The organism is Providencia sp. PROV003 (assembly GCF_045040775.1).
Classification (GTDB): Bacteria; Pseudomonadota; Gammaproteobacteria; order Enterobacterales; family Enterobacteriaceae; genus Providencia; species Providencia huashanensis.
The window spans coordinates 4,097,558-4,116,678 of the sequence record NZ_CP096369.1; the positions used below are offsets into that span (position 1 = coordinate 4,097,558).

General features: G+C 42.7%; 18 protein-coding genes. 13 read left to right on the forward strand and 5 right to left on the reverse strand.

Annotated features, from left to right (window positions below; all coding sequences use genetic code 11):
• Nucleotides 1–110: 110 nt before the first annotated feature.
• Genes M1F14_RS18845 through M1F14_RS18855 form a run of 3 tightly spaced genes read right to left on the reverse strand, consistent with a single transcriptional unit; the run spans nucleotide 111 to nucleotide 3,376 of the window.
• On the reverse strand, nucleotides 111–842 hold the full coding sequence (locus tag M1F14_RS18845) for a DsbA family protein (RefSeq protein ID WP_042848351.1): 732 nt from the start codon (nucleotides 840–842) through the stop codon (nucleotides 111–113).
• Nucleotides 839–2,917 (reverse strand): protein-disulfide reductase DsbD, encoded by a 2,079-nt coding sequence (locus M1F14_RS18850; RefSeq protein ID WP_048606351.1) that lies wholly within the window; start codon nucleotides 2,915–2,917, stop codon nucleotides 839–841. The genes M1F14_RS18845 and M1F14_RS18850 overlap by 4 nt, the downstream gene beginning before the upstream one ends.
• A gap of 48 nt (nucleotides 2,918–2,965) precedes the next feature.
• Entirely contained in the window at nucleotides 2,966–3,376 is a 411-nt protein-coding gene (locus M1F14_RS18855) for a hypothetical protein (RefSeq protein ID WP_042848354.1), read from the reverse strand.
• Between the two features lie 650 nt (nucleotides 3,377–4,026).
• On the opposite strand from M1F14_RS18855, the gene M1F14_RS18860 reads away from it, so the two are divergent.
• The 4 genes from M1F14_RS18860 (at nucleotide 4,027) to M1F14_RS18875 (ending at nucleotide 7,183) form a co-directional block, all read left to right on the forward strand.
• Nucleotides 4,027–4,920 (forward strand): amino acid ABC transporter substrate-binding protein, encoded by an 894-nt coding sequence (locus M1F14_RS18860; protein WP_042848356.1) that lies wholly within the window; start codon nucleotides 4,027–4,029, stop codon nucleotides 4,918–4,920.
• Between the two features lie 118 nt (nucleotides 4,921–5,038).
• Entirely contained in the window at nucleotides 5,039–5,779 is a 741-nt protein-coding gene (locus M1F14_RS18865) for an amino acid ABC transporter permease (RefSeq protein ID WP_181469131.1), read from the forward strand.
• Nucleotide 5,780: 1 nt separating this feature from the next.
• Nucleotides 5,781–6,461 carry a glutamate/aspartate ABC transporter permease GltK gene (gene gltK / locus M1F14_RS18870; RefSeq protein WP_042848358.1) on the forward strand — a complete coding sequence of 227 codons (681 nt, stop codon included), beginning with the start codon at nucleotides 5,781–5,783 and terminating at the stop codon, nucleotides 6,459–6,461.
• Nucleotides 6,458–7,183, forward strand: a complete 726-nt coding sequence (locus M1F14_RS18875) for an amino acid ABC transporter ATP-binding protein (RefSeq protein ID WP_042848359.1) — start codon at nucleotides 6,458–6,460, stop codon at nucleotides 7,181–7,183. Before gltK ends, M1F14_RS18875 begins: the two co-directional genes overlap by 4 nt.
• Before the next feature lie 310 nt (nucleotides 7,184–7,493).
• On the opposite strand, the gene M1F14_RS18880 is transcribed toward M1F14_RS18875, so the two are convergent.
• Nucleotides 7,494–7,910: a GFA family protein gene (locus M1F14_RS18880; RefSeq protein WP_042848361.1), complete on the reverse strand. Its 417-nt coding sequence runs from the start codon at nucleotides 7,908–7,910 to the stop codon at nucleotides 7,494–7,496.
• 374 nt (nucleotides 7,911–8,284) lie between these two features.
• Between M1F14_RS18880 and leuS the strand changes: the two genes are divergently transcribed.
• The 4 genes from leuS to nadD are packed head-to-tail and all read left to right on the forward strand — an operon-like array spanning nucleotide 8,285 to nucleotide 13,136.
• The gene (gene leuS, locus M1F14_RS18885) at nucleotides 8,285–10,867 is read left to right on the forward strand and encodes a leucine--tRNA ligase (RefSeq protein WP_166685904.1); all 2,583 of its coding nucleotides are present in this window, start codon (nucleotides 8,285–8,287) and stop codon (nucleotides 10,865–10,867) included.
• 31 nt (nucleotides 10,868–10,898) lie between these two features.
• A complete protein-coding gene (gene lptE / locus M1F14_RS18890; protein ID WP_042848364.1) occupies nucleotides 10,899–11,438 on the forward strand; it encodes an LPS assembly lipoprotein LptE in 540 nt (179 codons plus the stop codon).
• Nucleotides 11,438–12,469: a DNA polymerase III subunit delta gene (gene holA / locus M1F14_RS18895; RefSeq protein ID WP_181469130.1), complete on the forward strand. Its 1,032-nt coding sequence runs from the start codon at nucleotides 11,438–11,440 to the stop codon at nucleotides 12,467–12,469. The genes lptE and holA overlap by 1 nt, the downstream gene beginning before the upstream one ends.
• Nucleotides 12,462–13,136 carry a nicotinate-nucleotide adenylyltransferase gene (gene nadD, locus M1F14_RS18900; RefSeq protein WP_131680482.1) on the forward strand — a complete coding sequence of 225 codons (675 nt, stop codon included), beginning with the start codon at nucleotides 12,462–12,464 and terminating at the stop codon, nucleotides 13,134–13,136. The genes holA and nadD overlap by 8 nt, the downstream gene beginning before the upstream one ends.
• Here nadD and M1F14_RS18905 read toward each other — a convergent pair.
• Complete coding sequence (locus M1F14_RS18905) at nucleotides 13,124–13,795, reverse strand: DUF1722 domain-containing protein (RefSeq protein WP_225832864.1); 672 nt, start codon at nucleotides 13,793–13,795, stop codon at nucleotides 13,124–13,126. The two genes, nadD and M1F14_RS18905, sit on opposite strands and share 13 nt — an antisense overlap.
• 321 nt (nucleotides 13,796–14,116) lie before the next feature.
• Here M1F14_RS18905 and rsfS point away from each other — a divergent pair, with 321 nt between their 5' ends.
• The 5 genes from rsfS to rlpA are packed head-to-tail and all read left to right on the forward strand — an operon-like array spanning nucleotide 14,117 to nucleotide 18,987.
• Nucleotides 14,117–14,443 carry a ribosome silencing factor gene (gene rsfS / locus M1F14_RS18910; RefSeq protein ID WP_080750930.1) on the forward strand — a complete coding sequence of 109 codons (327 nt, stop codon included), beginning with the start codon at nucleotides 14,117–14,119 and terminating at the stop codon, nucleotides 14,441–14,443.
• A 2-nt stretch (nucleotides 14,444–14,445) separates the two neighbouring features.
• Nucleotides 14,446–14,916 (forward strand): 23S rRNA (pseudouridine(1915)-N(3))-methyltransferase RlmH, encoded by a 471-nt coding sequence (gene rlmH, locus M1F14_RS18915; RefSeq protein ID WP_048606343.1) that lies wholly within the window; start codon nucleotides 14,446–14,448, stop codon nucleotides 14,914–14,916.
• A gap of 32 nt (nucleotides 14,917–14,948) precedes the next feature.
• A complete protein-coding gene (gene mrdA / locus M1F14_RS18920; protein ID WP_042848372.1) occupies nucleotides 14,949–16,838 on the forward strand; it encodes a peptidoglycan DD-transpeptidase MrdA in 1,890 nt (629 codons plus the stop codon).
• Between the two features lie 51 nt (nucleotides 16,839–16,889).
• On the forward strand, nucleotides 16,890–18,002 hold the full coding sequence (gene mrdB, locus M1F14_RS18925) for a peptidoglycan glycosyltransferase MrdB (protein WP_042848373.1): 1,113 nt from the start codon (nucleotides 16,890–16,892) through the stop codon (nucleotides 18,000–18,002).
• Nucleotides 18,003–18,015: 13 nt separating this feature from the next.
• Nucleotides 18,016–18,987 carry an endolytic peptidoglycan transglycosylase RlpA gene (rlpA, locus tag M1F14_RS18930; protein ID WP_048606341.1) on the forward strand — a complete coding sequence of 324 codons (972 nt, stop codon included), beginning with the start codon at nucleotides 18,016–18,018 and terminating at the stop codon, nucleotides 18,985–18,987.
• Nucleotides 18,988–19,121 lie beyond the last annotated feature (134 nt).

Genomic DNA, 19,121 nt, shown 5'->3' on the forward strand with positions numbered 1-19,121 from the left:
TGTTGTGGCTAGGCGGCAAGTGAAACTAAGCCCTAGGAGCATACATCAGTATGTGACTAGGGTTAGTATGCCAAGCCAACAACGCCACAGCGCGAAGTATAACGAGGATATTATTTGAGCTTAGCCAACTGCTCTTTCACTATCGCTTCAAACTGCTGCGCATCAATAGCCCCTGGGATCATTTCTTCACCGACTAGTGTCGCTGGTGTCCCATTAACTCCCAGTTTTTCAGCTAACATCATGTTAGTACGAATACCTTCACGGCTTTTTTCGCTCGCTTTCAGTTTATCATTACCCGTCGCTTTCAGGGCTTCTTTGATATTCGCATCAGACAGCATGCCTTGCTTTTGCATAAATTTATGATGTAACGCTTCAAACGCCTTTGGATTCTCTTGCCATAATGTCATCGTTAATTGAGCCGAATCCATTGAAGTCTGGCCTTTAAATGGCAGATATTTGATAACCACAGCAACATCATTTGGATATTTTTTCACGATATCCTCTAGTTGTGGATCAAAACGTTTACAGAATGGGCAGTTAAAATCAGTAAAGTTGACCAAAACTAGCTTCGCATTTTTATTACCTAAAACTGGGCTAGTTGGATCATTAAATAATGCCTCTTTTTCCATTTTTAGCGTTTCTTTCATCTGCGCTTGTTGCTTCTCACCCTGTTTGGCTTGCAGTGCGACGATCGCCTCTTCTAAAATCTCAGGGTTTTCTACTAACGTATCTCTGACTAACTTACGAACTTGTGCTTCCTGTTCTGCATTTAGTGGCGCGGCTTGTGCCATTGCACCAAACATAAGTGATGAAAATAGAACAGCTAAAATTGTTTTATTCATTTTGTGGCTCCTTTGGCCTGATTCATAACTGATATTAACGACTCACGGTCAAGTATAGTTGACAGTACTTCGCCTTCGGCCAAGTTAGGGCCATAAATTTGATTAAATGGAACAGCTACCTGCCCACGTTTTTGTAAGAAGGCAGTAATTTCTGGTGATGGTTTCGTCCAATCACCACGTAAAGCGACGACGTCAGGCTCACTAAGAAGCTGCTGAATATCATCTCTCAATAACACATTGTATTTATTCGCCTTACAAGTCACGCACCATTCAGCGGTTACATCAATAAAGACACGTTTATTATCGGCCAGTGCATCTGTAATTGCCTGCTCAGTTAATGGCTGCCAATCTACACTATCCTTTACTAAAGAACGGCTTCCGGTATGTTGCTCTTGCGTCATCCACACAAAACCAATAGCGAAAACAGCAAATAACAACAATGGCAAGAACGCAGCTCGTACCCCTCTTTTTATCGCAATAAAAACCACCAGCAGTACTAAGAAAATTACCGCTATAGCTGTTGATACTGTGACACCAAAATGAGGAATTAATAAGCTAATTAACCACAAGCTGGAGAGGAGCATCATCACCCCAAGCACAGCACGTAATTTTAGCATCCACATGCCAGGTTTTGGTAATAACCTTGATATTACTGGGAAAGCGGCAATTAATAACCAAGGCAAACTCATCCCGACTCCCAGAGCCGTGAAAATCAACCATAACTCTTCCATCGGGGCGGTAAGTGCAAAAGCAACTGCGGTGCCCAAAAATGGTGCAGAGCAAGGGGTCGCTAGCAGGGTTGCAAAAACGCCTTGCCAGAAATGCCCACTGTTTCCATGCCCACCAGCGGTTGCAAGACGAGTGTTGGCCTTACTCCCTAAATTAATTTCAAATAAGCCAAATAAATTAGCGGTAAACAGTGCTGTAACTAGCACCATAAAACCAATAAACCATGGGTTTTGAAACTGAATTCCCCAGCCAACGGCTTGTTGCCCAACACGTAACAGCGTCATGAGTAAAGCAAGTAACCAGAAGGAAACTAAAATTCCTAAGGAAGATAATAAAAATTGGCGACGAATGGTTTTTTGTTCACCTTGAGGCACCATCAATACAGAGCCCAGCTTCATCGCAAGCACAGGAAGAACACATGGCATTAAGTTAAGGATTAACCCACCAACCAAGGCAAATACCACCACTTGCCATAAGGAAATTGCACTTCCAGCGCTACTTCCACCAATAGTTCCTGAAAATGAACCAACTTGGCTATTAATTTGCTGAGAAATATCACCATCACTCACAACAAATGAAACAGTTTTACCGGTTAAATCTGGGGATTCCCCACCCCAATCATCACCAACGTCGATAGTTGCTGTTAAATGCTCCCCTGAGACTTCAATCTCAGGCACCCCTAATGTTGCACCTTCAACAACATCAGTGAAGATATTCGGTTTCCCCCACGAGCTACCTGAATTTTTTTGTAATTCGATAACGAGCTTGTCATGGGCAAAACCAACTTTAGTTTGCTCAACTAAACCACTTGTTGGCGGTACTGCCCCTTTCGCTTGGTTAAACGCCCAAGTAAAATCAGCAGGAACAGGCTCAGTTAAATCGAGCTCAAACGGATAATCCGTTAAAATACAAACGTTACTACAAGTCGATAATGTTAATGTCCCAGCCAGTTTATCTAGTTTTTCAGTACTTTTGACTGTAATAGGGAAAACAACATCCCCCATATAGCCTTGAGTTGATACCCCTGCGACATCAAAACGCCCAGGCGTTGGCCATTGCCAATCGGTGGACTCTACAGGTGATGACCACACAATTTCAGGTGCAACGCCACCCTCTCCCGGTGAGCGCCAATAAGTTTTCCAGCCATCATCCAGTTTCACATCAAGCAAAATATCGATTTTACCCTGTTCTTGGGTAGAACTGAGTAACCTCACTTGTGCATGCCTTGGGGTGTTATCACTCATCCACCCGTTATTCGCTGGTTGCAACCACCCCGTATCCGCAGCATGAATGCTGCTCGAAAAAAGAGCAAATAAAATTAAAAATGAATTAATCAAAAAACGCATTGTTTCCTCCAGAATAAATTACACAAACAGATCCCTATTTGTTGTGTGCTAATTCCGAAGATTACAAAACTGTAAATGTCGTCTGACACGAGGGGGGGCATGTTTCTCTTCATTGTTAGCTCTAGATATAAATAGATTAGTGCAAAATAGAGTTAATGCAGCTAAAGAAAGAAACATAAAGAAGAATGGTTCAATAACAGCAGGCAACAATGTCATTAATGACTTCGCGCTAAGTTCACAACTGGAAAGTTGAGTACTACTGTTATCACTCTGTTCTATTTGAGGTTGTTCGACATAGCTAAAGCTATACCCGGTAGGGTCTTGCGCCTGTACTAACACATTAGGCACAAAAAAATTGGCGAACAGACGCTCTCCGACAGCACGTTGGTTCATACAAACCAACACCATCAGACAGGCGAGTATCACTAATCCTTTACCTAATTTCAAATGCCTGTTCATGCGTATCTCGGTATATCTTCCTGAAATAACACCAATTATATGGTTTACACGCTAGTAGCAATGATAAAAACCATGCTTTGATTAATACCATTACACCATCTATAAGTTAAATAGAGGTTACATCTTACACAGCAAAACATTCCGTACAAGTATCATCATCTAACTTTACAAAAAAACATTCCTTTTTAGCTCAATAAAAATCTAAACACATCTAAAAGTAGGCACAAAAATTGCTTTATTTTAATCATCGAGTGAAAACGAAATGATTTGCACTCTAACGGTGCATGATTGTCGGATTTAAACAAATTTTAGCCGCTGTTTATCATGTTAGTGCAGCAATTCAAGAAATCGCCAAATAATATGCGAGACAGCTCCCGAAATTGAAACAATTTGTTTTCATTAATTAACAAATTTAATTACTTTTTAACAATAATAAAACATATAGCGGATAATCGCGGCATTGTCTAAATCAGCAAAATATCCGCAAACACAACACAACAAAGCCAAAGTCATTCAAGGGGTATCTAACGGAAGAACAACAGTTTAGCTAACAGCAGCTTTAACCGCAATTAGCCCAACTGACGCTCGCCCGTCAAGATAGCGTTTGAAATACGATGGGTTTACACCGATGGTCTAAAGGAGCTGTAATTATGCGTATAAGTAAGCTTGTATTATCAATGATGATTTTAGGTGCAACCTGCGCTGTTCAAGCAGAAGAGCTAAACGGTACTCTGAAAAAAATCAAAGACAACGGTGTAATTGTTGTTGGTCACCGTGAATCCTCTGTCCCATTTTCCTACTATGATAATAGCCAAAAAGTCGTTGGTTACTCACAAGATTATTCCAACGAAATTGTCGATGCAGTAAAGAAAAAACTCAATATGCCTGATTTACAGGTCAAACTGATCCCGATTACTTCACAAAATCGTATTCCATTACTGCAAAATGGCACATTTGATTTCGAGTGTGGCTCAACCACCAATAACTTAGAGAGACAAAAACAAGCTGCATTCTCTAACACTATCTTCGTGGTCGGCACACGCTTGTTAACCAAAGGCGATTCAGGTGTGAAAGATTTCGCAGATTTAGCTGGGAAAAACGTCGTGGTTACCTCTGGTACCACCTCTGAAATTCTACTCAATCAGTTAAATGACGAAAAAAATATGAAGATGCGCATTATTAGCGCCAAAGACCACGGTGATTCATTCCGTACCTTAGAATCCGGTCGTGCAGTTGCCTTTATGATGGATGATGCGCTGTTAGCGGGTGAGCGTGCTAAAGCTAAAAAACCTGAAATATGGGAGATAGTCGGTACACCGCAAACTGAAGAGGCCTATGGCTGCATGTTACGTAAAGATGACCCTCAGTTTAAAGCTCTCGTTGATGAAACTATCGCCAATGCACAAACATCAGGCGTCGCAGAGAAGTCCTTTGAGCGTTGGTTCAACCAGCCAATTCCACCCAAAAATCTCAACCTGAAATTTACGTTATCCGATGAAATGAAAGCCCTATTTAAAGCACCGAATGACAAAGCATTAAACTAATAAAAAGACAAACAGGGTATTACTGTGAAGTAGATAGTGGCAAGGCGGTCGTTCCCCGCCTTGCATACTTATCGATAACAGTATTCGGGGATCTAATTGCCCACAGGAAGTCAACATTATGTCTATTGATTGGAATTGGGGGATTTTCCTTCAGGAAGCCCCGTTTGGGAATACCACCTATCTAGGGTGGTTAATATCTGGCCTTGAAGTCACCGTTACACTTTCTATTTGTGCATGGATTATCGCATTCTTAGTCGGTTCAATTTTTGGTATTCTACGTACCGTACCTAATCGTTACTTAGCCTTTATTGGCACTGCCTATGTTGAGTTATTCCGTAATGTACCATTGATTGTGCAATTCTTTACATGGTATTTGGTGATCCCTGAGCTGCTGCCTCGCTCCATTGGGGATTGGTTTAAAATGGAGTTAGACCCTAACTACCAATTTTTTATTTCTTCAATGTTATGCCTTGGGTTATTCACAGCCGCACGGATGACCGAACAAGTTCGAGCCGCTATTCAATCGCTCCCTCGCGGGCAGAAAAGCGCAGCTCTGGCGATGGGGCTAACTCTCCCACAAACATATCGTTACGTTTTATTGCCGAATGCTTACCGAGTAATATTGCCACCAATGACCTCAGAAATGTTGAATTTGGTCAAAAACTCAGCAATCGCATCAACAATCGGCTTAGTTGATATGGCTGTACAAGCGGGGAAACTACTGGATTACTCTGCCCATGCATGGGAATCATTTACAGCCATAACATTAGCTTATGTTGGTATTAACGTCATCATTATGATTTTAATGTCGCTACTCGAACGAAAAGTTCGTTTACCTGGCACTATTGGAGGGCGATAAGATGCTTTACGAATTTGACTGGAGCTCAATTGCACCGAGTATCCCCTTCTTAATTGATGGCTTTATTGTCACCGCTAAAATTACACTTACCGCCATTGTCGTCGGGATTTTATGGGGAACAGTCTTAGCTGTTATGCGGCTATCACCTTTCAAGCCTATCAGTTGGTTTGCTGCCTTATATGTTAATACCTTTCGTTCTATCCCGTTAGTCATGGTTTTATTGTGGTTTTATTTGATTGTGCCTAGCTTATTACAAAATGTTCTAGGCTTATCACCAAAAAATGATATTCGTTTAATTTCAGCAATGATAGCCTTCTCCCTTTTTGAAGCGGCCTACTATTCAGAGATTATTCGTGCGGGTATACAGAGTATTTCCCGAGGTCAGGCATCAGCAGCATTAGCACTTGGTATGACAAATATGCAAACCATGAGGCTAGTTGTATTACCACAGGCTTTCAAAGCAATGGTACCATTGCTACTAACTCAAGGTATTGTCTTATTTCAGGACTCCTCATTGGTATACGTCCTAAGTTTGACGGACTTCTTCCGGACAGCCACTAACATTGGCGAACGGGATGGCACACAGGTGGAAATGGTACTATTCGCAGGTCTGGTGTACTTTATAATCAGTTTTGGCGCTTCCATGTTAGTGAATTATCTTAAGAAAAGGACTGTTTCATGATTACCCTGAAAAATGTATCTAAATGGTATGGCCAATTTCAGGTGCTTACAGACTGCACAACTGAAGTCAAAAAAGGCGAAGTCGTGGTAGTATGTGGGCCATCTGGCTCTGGTAAATCCACATTAATAAAAACAGTGAATGGCTTAGAACCTATTCAGCAGGGTGAAATTTTTGTGAATGATATTCAAGTTAATAGCAAAAAAACTGACCTTGCAAAGTTGCGCTCTAAGGTGGGAATGGTGTTCCAGCACTTCGAGCTATTTCCGCATCTATCAATTATAGAAAACCTAACATTGGCGCAAGTCAAAGTATTAAACCGAGATAAAAAAGCCGCTGAAGCTAAAGGGTTGAAACTCTTAGAACGAGTTGGCTTAACAAGCCATGCGAACAAATTCCCTGCTCAATTATCAGGGGGACAGCAACAACGTGTCGCCATTGCCCGCGCACTTTGTATGGACCCTATTGCAATGTTATTTGATGAACCAACATCTGCTCTTGACCCTGAAATGATCAACGAAGTACTTGATGTCATGGTTGAATTAGCTCATGAAGGGATGACCATGATGGTGGTTACCCATGAAATGGGCTTCGCCAAAAAAGTAGCAAACCGCGTGATCTTTATGGATGAAGGGAAAATTGTTGAGGACAGTAAAAAAGAAGACTTTTTCGCTAACCCACAATCTGAACGTGCTAAAGATTTCCTTGCGAAAATACTTCATTAATTCATCTCAATAATATATCTAAACAACGTGGCAGGGCTCCCTTGGAGTCGCTGTCACGTAATCTTCCATAATTTATCGTCTAACCGCATTTTTCTTAACAACCATGAAAATCAACCGACAAAATATTTCCATCTTATAGATTACTCACCCCGACGAATTAGACTGTACTCACTGCGATTTCACCACGTTATTTACACAAGAATTATGTACACAAGAATTGTTGTGTCGAGGGTTATAATAAAGCGCTATACCGTTGCACCAAAAAACGCTCATGAAACCGCACTATTTTGGTATAAAGCGCTTTAGCTCGTCATTCTTCTTTAGTCATTTTTTTAAATATTAACTGCCCCATTACGCCACCGCCACCATCATTTGGGTGGTTAACACCATCCATTACATTCACAGATGCAAAATCAAATGGTGAGACACCTTCTAAACAGGCAGCATTTACCCCGTATTCCTCTGGGTTTGATCGCCGTTGATGAAAGGTATAAATGCCGCACACCGAACAAAAAAAATGAACAGCTTGATGAGTATTAAAACGATATTCTGTTAACTTATCTTTTCCTTCCAAAAGTTTAATCCCTGATAATGGTGCAGAAACAGCGACAGCCCCTCTCATCGCACAGAAAGAACAATTGCAGCGCCTAGCCGTATTTAACCCATCGGTTAATTTCACTGTAAACTTTATTGCCCCACAGTGGCATTGAGCTTTAATCGCGTTCATTTGTTTCCCCTTTTATCGGTATCACCTCTAATTTACGTTCAATGAGTTCATCTTATTTAAGGAATTCATGCTTTTTCATTCGGGACAATAAAGACAATGCTCTTTCTATAGAAATAAACAACAACTTGCTGAATTCAAAATAGTTCAAGAAACCACTACCATTTAGCTGTTTTTTTAGTTAAGTTGTTTGGTTATCGGCATAAAATATGCTGATCCCGTTCCCCGAAAAGCAATATTCAGCTTCCCCCCGCAGGTTCAGCTAATCAACTATTGTTGTTTTCGGTACAGATCCGCTATGCTATGCGGATCTAAATAAAGATAGACATCCACGCTACAGATGTAGCATTTATATTCACCATAGGATTATCGGTGCCATGCAAGAACAATATCGTCCAGAAGATATAGAGCCTAAAGTACAGCGTCACTGGGATGAAAAAGAAACTTTCAAAGTGACAGAAGACAACAGCAAAGAAAAATACTACTGCCTGTCCATGCTACCTTACCCTTCTGGTCGACTACACATGGGCCACGTACGTAACTACACCATCGGTGACGTTATTTCTCGTTACCAACGCATGTTAGGGAAAAATGTACTCCAACCAATCGGTTGGGATGCGTTTGGCCTACCTGCTGAAGGTGCTGCGGTTAAAAACAACACAGCTCCTGCACCTTGGACATACGCCAATATCGATTACATGAAAGGCCAGCTAAAAATGTTGGGCTTTGGTTACGACTGGAACCGTGAAGTCACAACCTGTACCCCTGAGTATTACCGTTGGGAACAATGGTTCTTCACTAAATTATATGAAAAAGGTTTAGTGTATAAAAAAACCTCAGCGGTTAACTGGTGTCCACACGATTTAACTGTACTCGCCAATGAGCAAGTTGTTGATGGTTGCTGCTGGCGTTGTGATACCCCAGTTGAACGCAAAGAAATCCCACAATGGTTTATTAAAATCACAGATTACGCAGAAGAACTGCTCAATGACCTCGATAAACTCGAAGATTGGCCAGAGCAAGTTAAAACGATGCAACGTAACTGGATCGGCCGCTCAGAAGGGACTGAAATCACCTTTAATGTAGCCGAGCGTGATGAAAAATTAACCGTTTATACTACCCGCCCAGACACTTTTATGGGGGCGACTTACGTGGCTGTTGCCGCAGGTCACCCTTTAGCTAAAGAGGCAGCGACTAACAACCCTGAATTAGCTCAATTTATTGATGAGTGCCGTAATACCAAAACCGCAGAAGCGGATATGGCAACCATGGATAAAAAAGGGATGGCAACAGGGTTATTCGTTGTGCATCCATTAACCCAAGAAAAACTGCCAATTTGGGTCGCTAACTTTGTTTTAATGGAATACGGTACGGGTGCTGTCATGGCAGTTCCTGCTCACGACCAACGTGACTGGGAGTTTGCACACAAATACAACTTACCTATCAAAGCCGTTATTGCTGATGCTGAAGGCAACGAGCCTGATTTATCGCAAGAAGCTATGACGGATAAAGGTTCTCTGATTAATTCAGGTGAATTTAGCGGGTTAGATCACGAAGCTGGTTTCAATGCGATATCAGACAAACTGGTTGCTCTTGGCGCAGGTCAACGTAAAGTAAATTATCGTTTACGTGACTGGGGAGTTTCACGTCAACGTTATTGGGGTGCACCTATCCCAATGGCAACATTAGAAGATGGCACAGTCGTTCCAATTCCTGAAGATCAACTGCCAGTAATTTTACCTGAAGATGTCGTAATGAATGGTATTACTAGCCCGATTAAAGCCGACCCTGAGTGGGCTAAAATCACGATTAATGGTCAGCCAGCCTTACGTGAAACAGATACCTTCGATACTTTCATGGAATCATCTTGGTATTACGCTCGGTATACATGCCCACAACACAATGAGGGTATGTTAGACCCAACTGCGGCTAACTATTGGTTACCGGTTGATCAGTACATTGGTGGTATCGAACACGCTATCATGCACTTAATGTATTTCCGTTTCTTCCATAAATTAATGCGTGATGCAGGCTTAGTAAACTCCGATGAGCCAGCTAAACGTCTGCTGTGCCAAGGCATGGTATTAGCTGATGCATTCTACTACACCGGGAGTGACGGCCAGCGCGTTTGGGTTTCTCCAGCAGAAGCGATTGTTGAACGTGACGATAAGAACCGTATTATTAAAGCTGTAGACGCAGAAGGCCATGAACTGGTTTATACCGGTATGAGCAAGATGTCTAAGTCGAAAAACAACGGTATTGACCCACAATTAATGGTCGAAAAATACGGTGCCGATACCGTTCGTCTGTTTATGATGTTCGCCGCACCACCTGAATTAACCCTTGAATGGCAAGAATCTAGCGTAGAAGGTGCGAACCGCTTTGTTCGCCGTGTTTGGCGTTTAGTACACGAACACTCACAAAAAGGGGCAACCTTACCTTTAGATATCAGCACGTTAACGCCAGAGCAAAAAGACTTACGTCGCGACCTGCACAAAACGATTGCTAAAGTTACCGACGATGTTGGCCGCCGCTATGCATTCAACACTGCTATTGCTGCTGTGATGGAGTTCATGAACAAACTCGTTCGTGCCCCACAAGAGAGCGAACAGGACCGTGCGTTAGTTCAAGAATCTCTAGAAGCAATTACGTTAATGTTATCACCGATTATCCCACATGCTTGCTTCGAAATGTGGCAAGCGCTTGGGCATAATGAAGATATTGATTTTGCTTCTTGGCCAGTTGCTGATGAGCAAGCGATGATTGATGACACCAAGCTGGTTGTTGTTCAAGTTAATGGTAAAGTCCGTGGTCGCATAACAGTTCCTGCTGATGCAAACCAAGAGTTTGTACTGGATATGGCACAAAAAGAGTCTAGCGTAGCGAAATACCTTGAAGGTGTTAGCATCCGCAAAGTAATCTATGTTCCAGGCAAATTGCTAAACCTTGTTGTAGGTTAATAGTTAGGTTGATGGCTGATAAGGAGGCCAGGTGCGTTATCTGATAACTTTATTTTTGAGCCTGGCGGTGCTAGTCACCGCAGGCTGCGGTTTTCGCCTTCAAGGAACCACCCAAATTCCTGAAGAACTGAAAACGTTGCAGCTGAGTTCAAGTGACCCATATGGCTATCCTACAAGGGCACTTAGGGAGCAGTTACGGCTGAATAACGTAACAATCCTTGAAACAGGCAACGCAAGTGTCCCTATTTTGAAAGTCCTCGGTTCCAATGAAAACACGGAAACCGTTTCGATTTATCAAGATGGTAAAGCAGCAGAAAAGCAACTTACACTTGTTATGAATGCGCAAGTGTTGATGCCTGATGGCGCTATTTACCCGCTACAAAGTCGTGTTGAGCGTACTTTCTTTGACAACCCTTTAGAAGCACTTGCGAAAGATGCAGAAAAAGAAATTGTTAGGCAAGAAATGCAGGAGCAAGCTGCACGTAACTTAGTTCGTAAGTTACTGCTTGTCCACTCAGCCGAACTTGAAAAAGCAAAAAACCAAGCGGCTGATACGAACACGCAACCATAATGACGCGTATTTACCCTGAACAGCTGGCCTCTTCGTTACAAGAAACGCTAAGAGGCCGCTATTTGATTTGGGGCAATGAGCCCCTTCTACTTCAAGAAAGCCAAGATGCCATCCGCAAAGCTGCCCAACAACAAGGCTTTGAGGAACATTTTGTGTATTCTCTTGAGCAGAACACTGACTGGGATGAAATTTTTAGTCAATGTCAGGTGCTAAGCTTATTCGCTAGTCGTCAAACTCTGACGCTGTTATTACCTGAAAATGGCCCCAACGCAGCAATGGCGGAAAAATTAAGCCAGTTGTCGCAGTTACTTCACCCAGATCTACTCCTTGTACTACGTGGACATAAACTAACAAAAGCCCAAGAAAACAGCGGGTGGTTTAAAGCCCTCAGTAAAGAGGCCGTGTATGTCAGTTGCCTGACGCCTGAATACCAACGGCTCCCTCAGTGGGTATCGAAACGCGCGTACAGTATGCGCTTATCTTTAGAAGCCGAAGCCAACCAACTGCTCTGTTATTGCTACGAAGGTAATTTACTAGGTTTGGCGCAAGCCCTTGAGCGCCTGTCATTACTGTACCCTGATGGCAAACTCACCTACCCCCGAGTTGAAAATGCAGTTAATGATTCTGCCCATTTTACACCGTACCATTGGGTCGACGCGTTACTTGCAGGTAAATCACGCCGTTCATGGCATATTTTAGAACAACTTCAACATGAAGATGTTGAACCCGTCATTTTGTTACGTTCAATACAACGTGAATTAATACTGCTTATTACGTTAAAACGCCAATCAGTCACAACACCATTGAAAACGTTATTTGACCAACACAAAGTTTGGCAAAACCGCCGTGGAATGATCTCTGAAGCACTACAGCGTTTAACGTTGCATCAATTACAATCTGCACTAATGTTATTAACACAAGCTGAAATCCATATTAAACAAGATTTTAGTCACTCAGCATGGCCTGACCTACAATCACTATCTATGTTATTATGTGGTAAAGCATTTGCAGAGAATTTTATTCATGACTGACCATTTTTCGCCTAAAGATAAACACAATCACCTTCAAGCGTTATTTGGTGGGACATTTGACCCGATCCACTTCGGTCATTTACGCCCTGTTCAGGCTCTAGCTCAACAAGTTGGGTTAGAAAAAATTATTTTATTACCCAATCATGTCCCGCCACACCGTCCGCAACCAGAGGCTACCCCATTGCAGCGTTTGGAAATGGTAAAATTAGCGGTTAAAAATAACCCGTTATTTGCCATCGACACTCGTGAGCTAGAAAAAGATAGCCCTTCATATACGATAGAAACACTTTCTCAACTACGCCAAGAAATGGGACCAACCCAGCCCCTTGCGTTTATCATTGGGCAAGATTCCTTGTTATCTATTAATACATGGTACGAATGGGAGAAAATTCTTGATAATTGCCACTTATTAGTTTGTGCCCGCCCAGGATATGCTACGCAATTTACCGACCCCAAAATGCAAGCTTGGCTGGTACAACATCAAGCCACAACACCCTCGCAACTAAGCCAATCTGCCAATGGTTATATTTTTATTGGTGACACCCCTCTTATCAATATTTCTGCCACAGAAATACGTGAAAAACTAAATGCAGGGGACACCTGTAGCGAGCTTATCCCTGAAACCGTTCTTCAATATATTCACCAACAGCACCTTTACCAACGATAAGGAAGTTCTCTTATGGGGATGCAATTAGGGTAAGGTTCAAAAAAATATTGTTCACTCAAATAGTTATCAGGGTATTGCACCAATAATTGGCGCATCATTGCTAACGGCTGGCTTATTGGTAAATTCCCTTCTCGATAATCATTGATCAACCATAACAACCGTTTTTTCTCATCTGAGGTTGCTTTACGTTTAAAATATCCTTGCATATGGCTAAGCGCATTTACTTGAATATTTCTAGCTGGAAGGGACGAAAATATTTCCATTAGCCCTGCTTTGTAGTGGTTAAAAAAACCGTGGAGGTCGCTTCCCTTACGAATACTTGCCACTAAGCGGCCAGTTAATTGATACCCCACAGGAGAATATGCCATTATCAAATATTTATGGCGGCTATGAAATTGGATGATTTCAGCCTGTGTTAGGTGTTGGCATAAGTTATTAAGCCTTTGCAAAACATACAGTTTCGTTAAGAAACTATCCCAGTAGTCGACATCATGCCATTGCTCGTCAGTGATCACCGCAATACTCGCTGGAAATAACCCAGCCAATTGAAGCCTATCTTGCGCAGCGCAAATAATGCCATCTACGCGGTTGTGGGCTGAATTGACAACATCAGCCGTTAGGTATTCCACAATAGGCTCTACCCATGGTTGAATTTTCATGGGGAGATGACTAACCCCTTCAAATACGAAAATATTTGGCTTCATTATTTGCACAATATCCATCTCACTCTAAAATATTTGCTAGGGTGCGAATTTGTTGAGTTATTTTGTAAAGTTAACACAAACCTCTTGCTCAAGTGAGCAGATATCCCTATAAATTTCACTCCATAATGAATAAAAAAGAATTTAGCCGATTTTTCTTAAAATCTAGGGTAAAATGGCTTCGCTGAGAATGATTTTGATTCATTAGCTATCAGCAAACGCTTTATCTACAAACTACAAACAGTGTTTAATGTAATATTCTGTTTATTTGAATGAAAGGTGAACCTTTTGCAAGGAACTGAACTCCAACAATTTATTATCGATCAGCTTGATGATGCCAAAGCAGAAGACATTATCACTATCGATGTTCAAGGGAAATCAAGTATTACCGATCAGATGATCATCTGTACAGGTACATCAAGCCGCCATCTGATGTCTGTCGCTGACCGGTTAATAGATGCCTGCCGTAAAAATGGTTTAATGCCATTAGGTGTTGAAGGGCAAGGCATTTCTGATTGGATCGTAGTAGACCTAGGTGATGCTATTGTGCATATTATGCAAGACGAAAGCCGCCGCATGTACGAATTAGAAAAACTCTGGAGCTGAGTTTGAAATTACAACTCATCGCCGTTGGAACAAAAATGCCGGACTGGGTCCAGACCGGCTTTATGGATTACCTCCACCGTTTCCCTAAAGATATGCCGTTTGAATTAACGGAGATACCCGCTGGGAAACGCGGGAAAAACGCAGATATAAAACGCATTCTAGAAAAAGAAGGCGAGTTAATGCTCGCAGCCGTGGGTAAAGGAAACCGTATTGTCACCTTGGATATTCCAGGAGATCGCTGGGATACTCCCAAACTGGCCATTCAATTGGATAAGTGGAAACAAGATGGCCGTAATGTCAGCTTATTGATCGGTGGTCCCGAAGGGCTAGCTCCCGCTTGTAAGGCGGCGGCTGAGCAAAGTTGGTCATTATCACCACTTACGCTTCCTCACCCACTAGTTCGTGTCCTTGTTGCCGAAAGTCTTTATCGCGCATGGAGTATTACGACTAATCACCCTTATCATAGGGAATAGTTTGGTTTGAATAAGTTCAAAATGGCAATGGGATGAAAACACAACGCACCCCTTTTCGCGACCACACCGCAGAATCTGTTTTGTTTATCCGCCGAGCGCTTATTGCTTTCGGCGTGATTGTCATTTTAACCTCGATCCTCGTGACCAATTTGTACCATTTACAAATTGTTCGCCATGAGGATTACCAAACTCGCTCTAATGATAACCGAATCAAATTGGTGCCCATTGCACCAAGCCGTGGCATTATCTACGATCGGCAAGGAACACAGCTCGCCCTAAATAGCACTTTTTATCAGTTAGAAATCGTGCCAGAGAAAGTCGATAACCTACAAGAAACCTTAGACAAACTTCGTGATATCGTTGATTTAACCGATGAGGATATTGCTAATTTTGAAAAAGAACGCAAGCGCTCACGTCGTTTTACCTCTATCGCCTTAAAAACACAATTAAATGAAGTTCAAGTGGCTCGCTTTGCCGTAAACCAATACCACTTCCCCGGTTTAGAAGTTAAAAGTTATCAACGTCGCTCCTATCCATATGGTTCTGCATTGACCCATGTCATCGGCTACGTCGCTAAAATTAATGATAAAGACATCGAGCGCCTTGATAAAGACGGGTTATTACCTAACTATGCGGCTAGCCATGATATTGGTAAATTAGGCATCGAGCGTTATTATGAAAGTGTATTACACGGTAAAACAGGCTATGAAGAAGTCGAAGTTAACAGCCGAGGGCGGGTTATTCGCCAGCTTCATGAACAACCGCCTCAAGCTGGCCGGGATATCTATTTAACGATTGATCTCGAGTTACAAATCTATATTGAAAAATTATTAACCACTAGCCGTGCTGCTGTCGTAGTGACAGACCCACGCAACGGGGAAATACTGGCGCTGGTTTCTAACCCAAGCTATGACTCAAACCTGTTCGTCAACGGTATCTCAAACAAAGATTACCAAGCGTTACTGAATAACCCTGATAGGCCGTTGATTAACCGAACAACCCAAGGGCTTTACCCCCCAGCCTCAACCGTAAAACCCTTTATTTCTGTTGCCGCATTGAGTGAAAAAGTCATCACGCCCAACACCACAATATTTGACCCCGGTTGGTGGCAACTCCCCGGCTCAGAAAAACGCTACCGAGATTGGAAACGCTGGGGTCATGGTAAGCTGAATGTGATGAAATCTATTATTGAGTCTGCAGATACCTTCTTCTACCAAGTTGCCTATGATATGGGTATTGACCGTCTCTCTGTATGGATGACCCGCTTTGGCTTTGGCGAGTACACTGGGATCGACCTTGCCGAAGAGCGTTCAGGCATTATGCCTACTCGTGAGTGGAAACAAAAACGTTATAAGAAACCTTGGTACCAAGGGGATACTATTCCAGTCGGGATCGGCCAAGGCTATTGGACTGCTACCCCAATTCAAATGTCAAAGGCCTTAATGACCTTAATCAATGACGGTCAGGTCAAAACGCCTCACTTACTTTATGGCACCAAACTTGGTAATGCCATGGTGCCTTATGAAGATAAAGAAACCACTCAAATTGGGGACATTCATTCGGGTTATTGGGAACTCGCTAAACAGGGGATGTATGGCGTAGCCAATGCACCTAATGGTACAGGTCGTCGTAGTTTTATCGGTACCCCTTATAAAGCTGCCGCGAAGTCTGGAACGGCTCAAGTCTTTAGTTATGAAACCTATAATGCAAGTAAACTCGCCGAGCACTTGCGTGACCATAAATTGATGATTGCTTATGCGCCTTATGATAAGCCAACTATCGCTGTCACTATTATTTTAGAAAATGGCGGCGCAGGTCCTTCTGTAGGGGATATAGTGCGGCAAATATTTGACCATGTTCTTCTTGGTGATAACCGTACAGAAATTGCCACCTCACCAACTAGCGCTGGGGAGGACCGCTGATGTCCCGTTCAAGCTATCAGCTTCAACCAAATACAGTGAGCTATAAAAAAGATGACAGACGATAAGAAAAAAATTTCATTATCAACACGTCTGCACATAGATGTGCCTATGCTATTAATTATCATGGCATTGCTTGCCTATAGCGCGTTTATTATGTGGAGCGCTAGTGGTCAAGACCCTGAAATGATGGAGCGAAAGCTAGGGCAAATAGCTTCTGGCTTTATTGTAATGATCGTTATGGCTCAAATTCCCCCTCGAATGTATGAAAATTGGGCTCCACATCTGTTTATCTTTTGTGTCATTTTATTAGTTTTTGTCGATGTGTTTGGGCAAATCAGTAAAGGGGCCCAACGTTGGCTAGACCTCGGTTTTATTCGTTTCCAACCTTCAGAAATTGCAAAGATAGCGGTGCCACTTATGGTTGCCCGCTTTATGAATCGTGATTTGTGTCCCCCTTCATTTAAAAATACACTGATTGCACTCGTCCTCATTTTTGTACCGACATTATTAGTGGCTGCACAGCCTGACCTTGGAACATCAATCCTTGTGGCGGCTTCGGGGTTATTTGTCTTATTTCTTGCTGGGATGAGTTGGCGGCTGATTGCTATTGCTGCTATCGCCCTAGCGGCCTTCATTCCATTGCTGTGGTTCTTCTTGATGCATGGCTACCAACGGGCTCGTGTCATGATGTTATTGGACCCAGAAACTGACCCATTAGGTGCGGGCTACCATATTATTCAATCAAAAATTGCGATTGGTTCTGGTGGGTTAATGGGGAAAGGTTGGCTGCACGGTACACAATCACAACTTGAATTTTTACCTGAAAGGCACACTGACTTTATTTTTGCTGTATTAGCCGAAGAACTTGGCTTAGTCGGTGTTCTTATCCTTCTTGGCTTATATATTTTGCTGATTATCCGCGGGCTCTATATTGCCGCCAGCGCACAAAATACCTTTGGTCGAGTGATGGTTGGTGGTTTGATCTTAATCCTTTTTGTATATGTGTTTGTGAATATCGGCATGGTCAGTGGTATATTACCTGTCGTTGGCGTTCCCCTCCCCTTAGTGAGTTATGGCGGTTCTGCCTTAATTGTTTTAATGGCTGGATTCGGTATTATCATGTCGATACATACACACCGAAGATTCCTTTCAAAAAGTTTATAAAATGAGGCTTAGTATGCGTTTACAATGGATAATGCTTGGTGTCACTGCCGCGCTACTTAGTGGCTGTGTTACAGAAGAGGTTAAGCAACCCGCCCAAGTGCCAACCAATGTGCCCACTCAAGATGTATTAGGTGCTGAACCTCATTATGAGCCATATCACCCAACAGCAAATAGTGATTACTCACGTAATGGCCAGCAATACCAAATCGTACGTGACCCGGCACAATTTAGCCAAGTTGGCTACGCTTCAATTTATGGTGCTGAATCAACAGGCAATATGACTGCCATTGGTGAACGAGTTAACCCCGTAGAATTAACCGCAGCACACCCGACTTTGCCAATCCCTAGTTATGTGCGTATTACCAATATGATGAATGGCCGCATGATGGTGGTTCGAGTCAACGACCGTGGCCCTTATATGCAAGGTAAAAGCATTGCTATTTCTCGGGCTGCGGCTGACCGCTTAAATTTATTACCAACCACTAAGATTAAAATAGACGCTATCCAAGTCGCCCAAGACGGTACACTTTCTGGTACCGGTACTGTCGGCTCTAATTTTGTTAAGCAGAGCTATGCACTACCTGGGCGCCCACAACTAGGTTCAGGCCCTATGGGAACGCCTGTGATGGAAAACTTACCAACGCCAGAAAATGCGTTGCCTGTCCAACAGCCCAAAGAACCTATGCAACCAGTGATGCCTGATATGAGCTTACAAACCCCTACGCCAGAGCCACAACCCGCGGCCGAAGAAGCGGTGCCTGAGCGTGGTTTTTTAGTCCAAGCGGGTGCAATTAGCAGCCAACCGAACGCACAAAAAATGCTGGATGAACTAAAAACACAATTTAATGTTCCTGGGCGTTTACAACCCTACAATGGTATCTACCGGGTTCAATTAGGGCCGTTTAGTACTCGACAACAAGCTGTTGAAGTACAGGGCCGTCTACAATCAGAAAAAAACCAAACTTCGATGGTAGTCGCACCTTAAATCTGAATACATACCAAACATTTTAGGTCTCTCAACATTGTGATGATGTTGATGGGGCCTAAAGTATGACTGTATCAAACTGACAAAAATAATTGGTGGAGCGCAAAAGTGGCTTTTTTCTTGCCCTATTCTTT

Excerpts from the sequence above, each read along its gene's own strand:
- M1F14_RS18845 (WP_042848351.1), bottom strand. The coding sequence starts at position 842 with ATGAATAAAACAATTTTAGCTGTTCTATTTTCATCACTTATGTTTGGT.
- M1F14_RS18850 (WP_048606351.1), bottom strand. The coding sequence starts at position 2,917 with ATGCGTTTTTTGATTAATTCATTTTTAATTTTATTTGCTCTTTTTTCG.
- M1F14_RS18855 (WP_042848354.1), bottom strand. The coding sequence starts at position 3,376 with ATGAACAGGCATTTGAAATTAGGTAAAGGATTAGTGATACTCGCCTGT.
- M1F14_RS18860 (WP_042848356.1), top strand. The coding sequence starts at position 4,027 with ATGCGTATAAGTAAGCTTGTATTATCAATGATGATTTTAGGTGCAACC.
- M1F14_RS18865 (WP_181469131.1), top strand. The coding sequence starts at position 5,039 with ATGTCTATTGATTGGAATTGGGGGATTTTCCTTCAGGAAGCCCCGTTT.
- gltK (WP_042848358.1), top strand. The coding sequence starts at position 5,781 with ATGCTTTACGAATTTGACTGGAGCTCAATTGCACCGAGTATCCCCTTC.
- M1F14_RS18875 (WP_042848359.1), top strand. The coding sequence starts at position 6,458 with ATGATTACCCTGAAAAATGTATCTAAATGGTATGGCCAATTTCAGGTG.
- M1F14_RS18880 (WP_042848361.1), bottom strand. The coding sequence starts at position 7,910 with ATGAACGCGATTAAAGCTCAATGCCACTGTGGGGCAATAAAGTTTACA.
- leuS (WP_166685904.1), top strand. The coding sequence starts at position 8,285 with ATGCAAGAACAATATCGTCCAGAAGATATAGAGCCTAAAGTACAGCGT.
- holA (WP_181469130.1), top strand. The coding sequence starts at position 11,438 with ATGACGCGTATTTACCCTGAACAGCTGGCCTCTTCGTTACAAGAAACG.
- nadD (WP_131680482.1), top strand. The coding sequence starts at position 12,462 with ATGACTGACCATTTTTCGCCTAAAGATAAACACAATCACCTTCAAGCG.
- M1F14_RS18905 (WP_225832864.1), bottom strand. The coding sequence starts at position 13,795 with ATGAAAATTCAACCATGGGTAGAGCCTATTGTGGAATACCTAACGGCT.
- mrdA (WP_042848372.1), top strand. The coding sequence starts at position 14,949 with ATGAAAACACAACGCACCCCTTTTCGCGACCACACCGCAGAATCTGTT.
- mrdB (WP_042848373.1), top strand. The coding sequence starts at position 16,890 with ATGACAGACGATAAGAAAAAAATTTCATTATCAACACGTCTGCACATA.
- rlpA (WP_048606341.1), top strand. The coding sequence starts at position 18,016 with ATGCGTTTACAATGGATAATGCTTGGTGTCACTGCCGCGCTACTTAGT.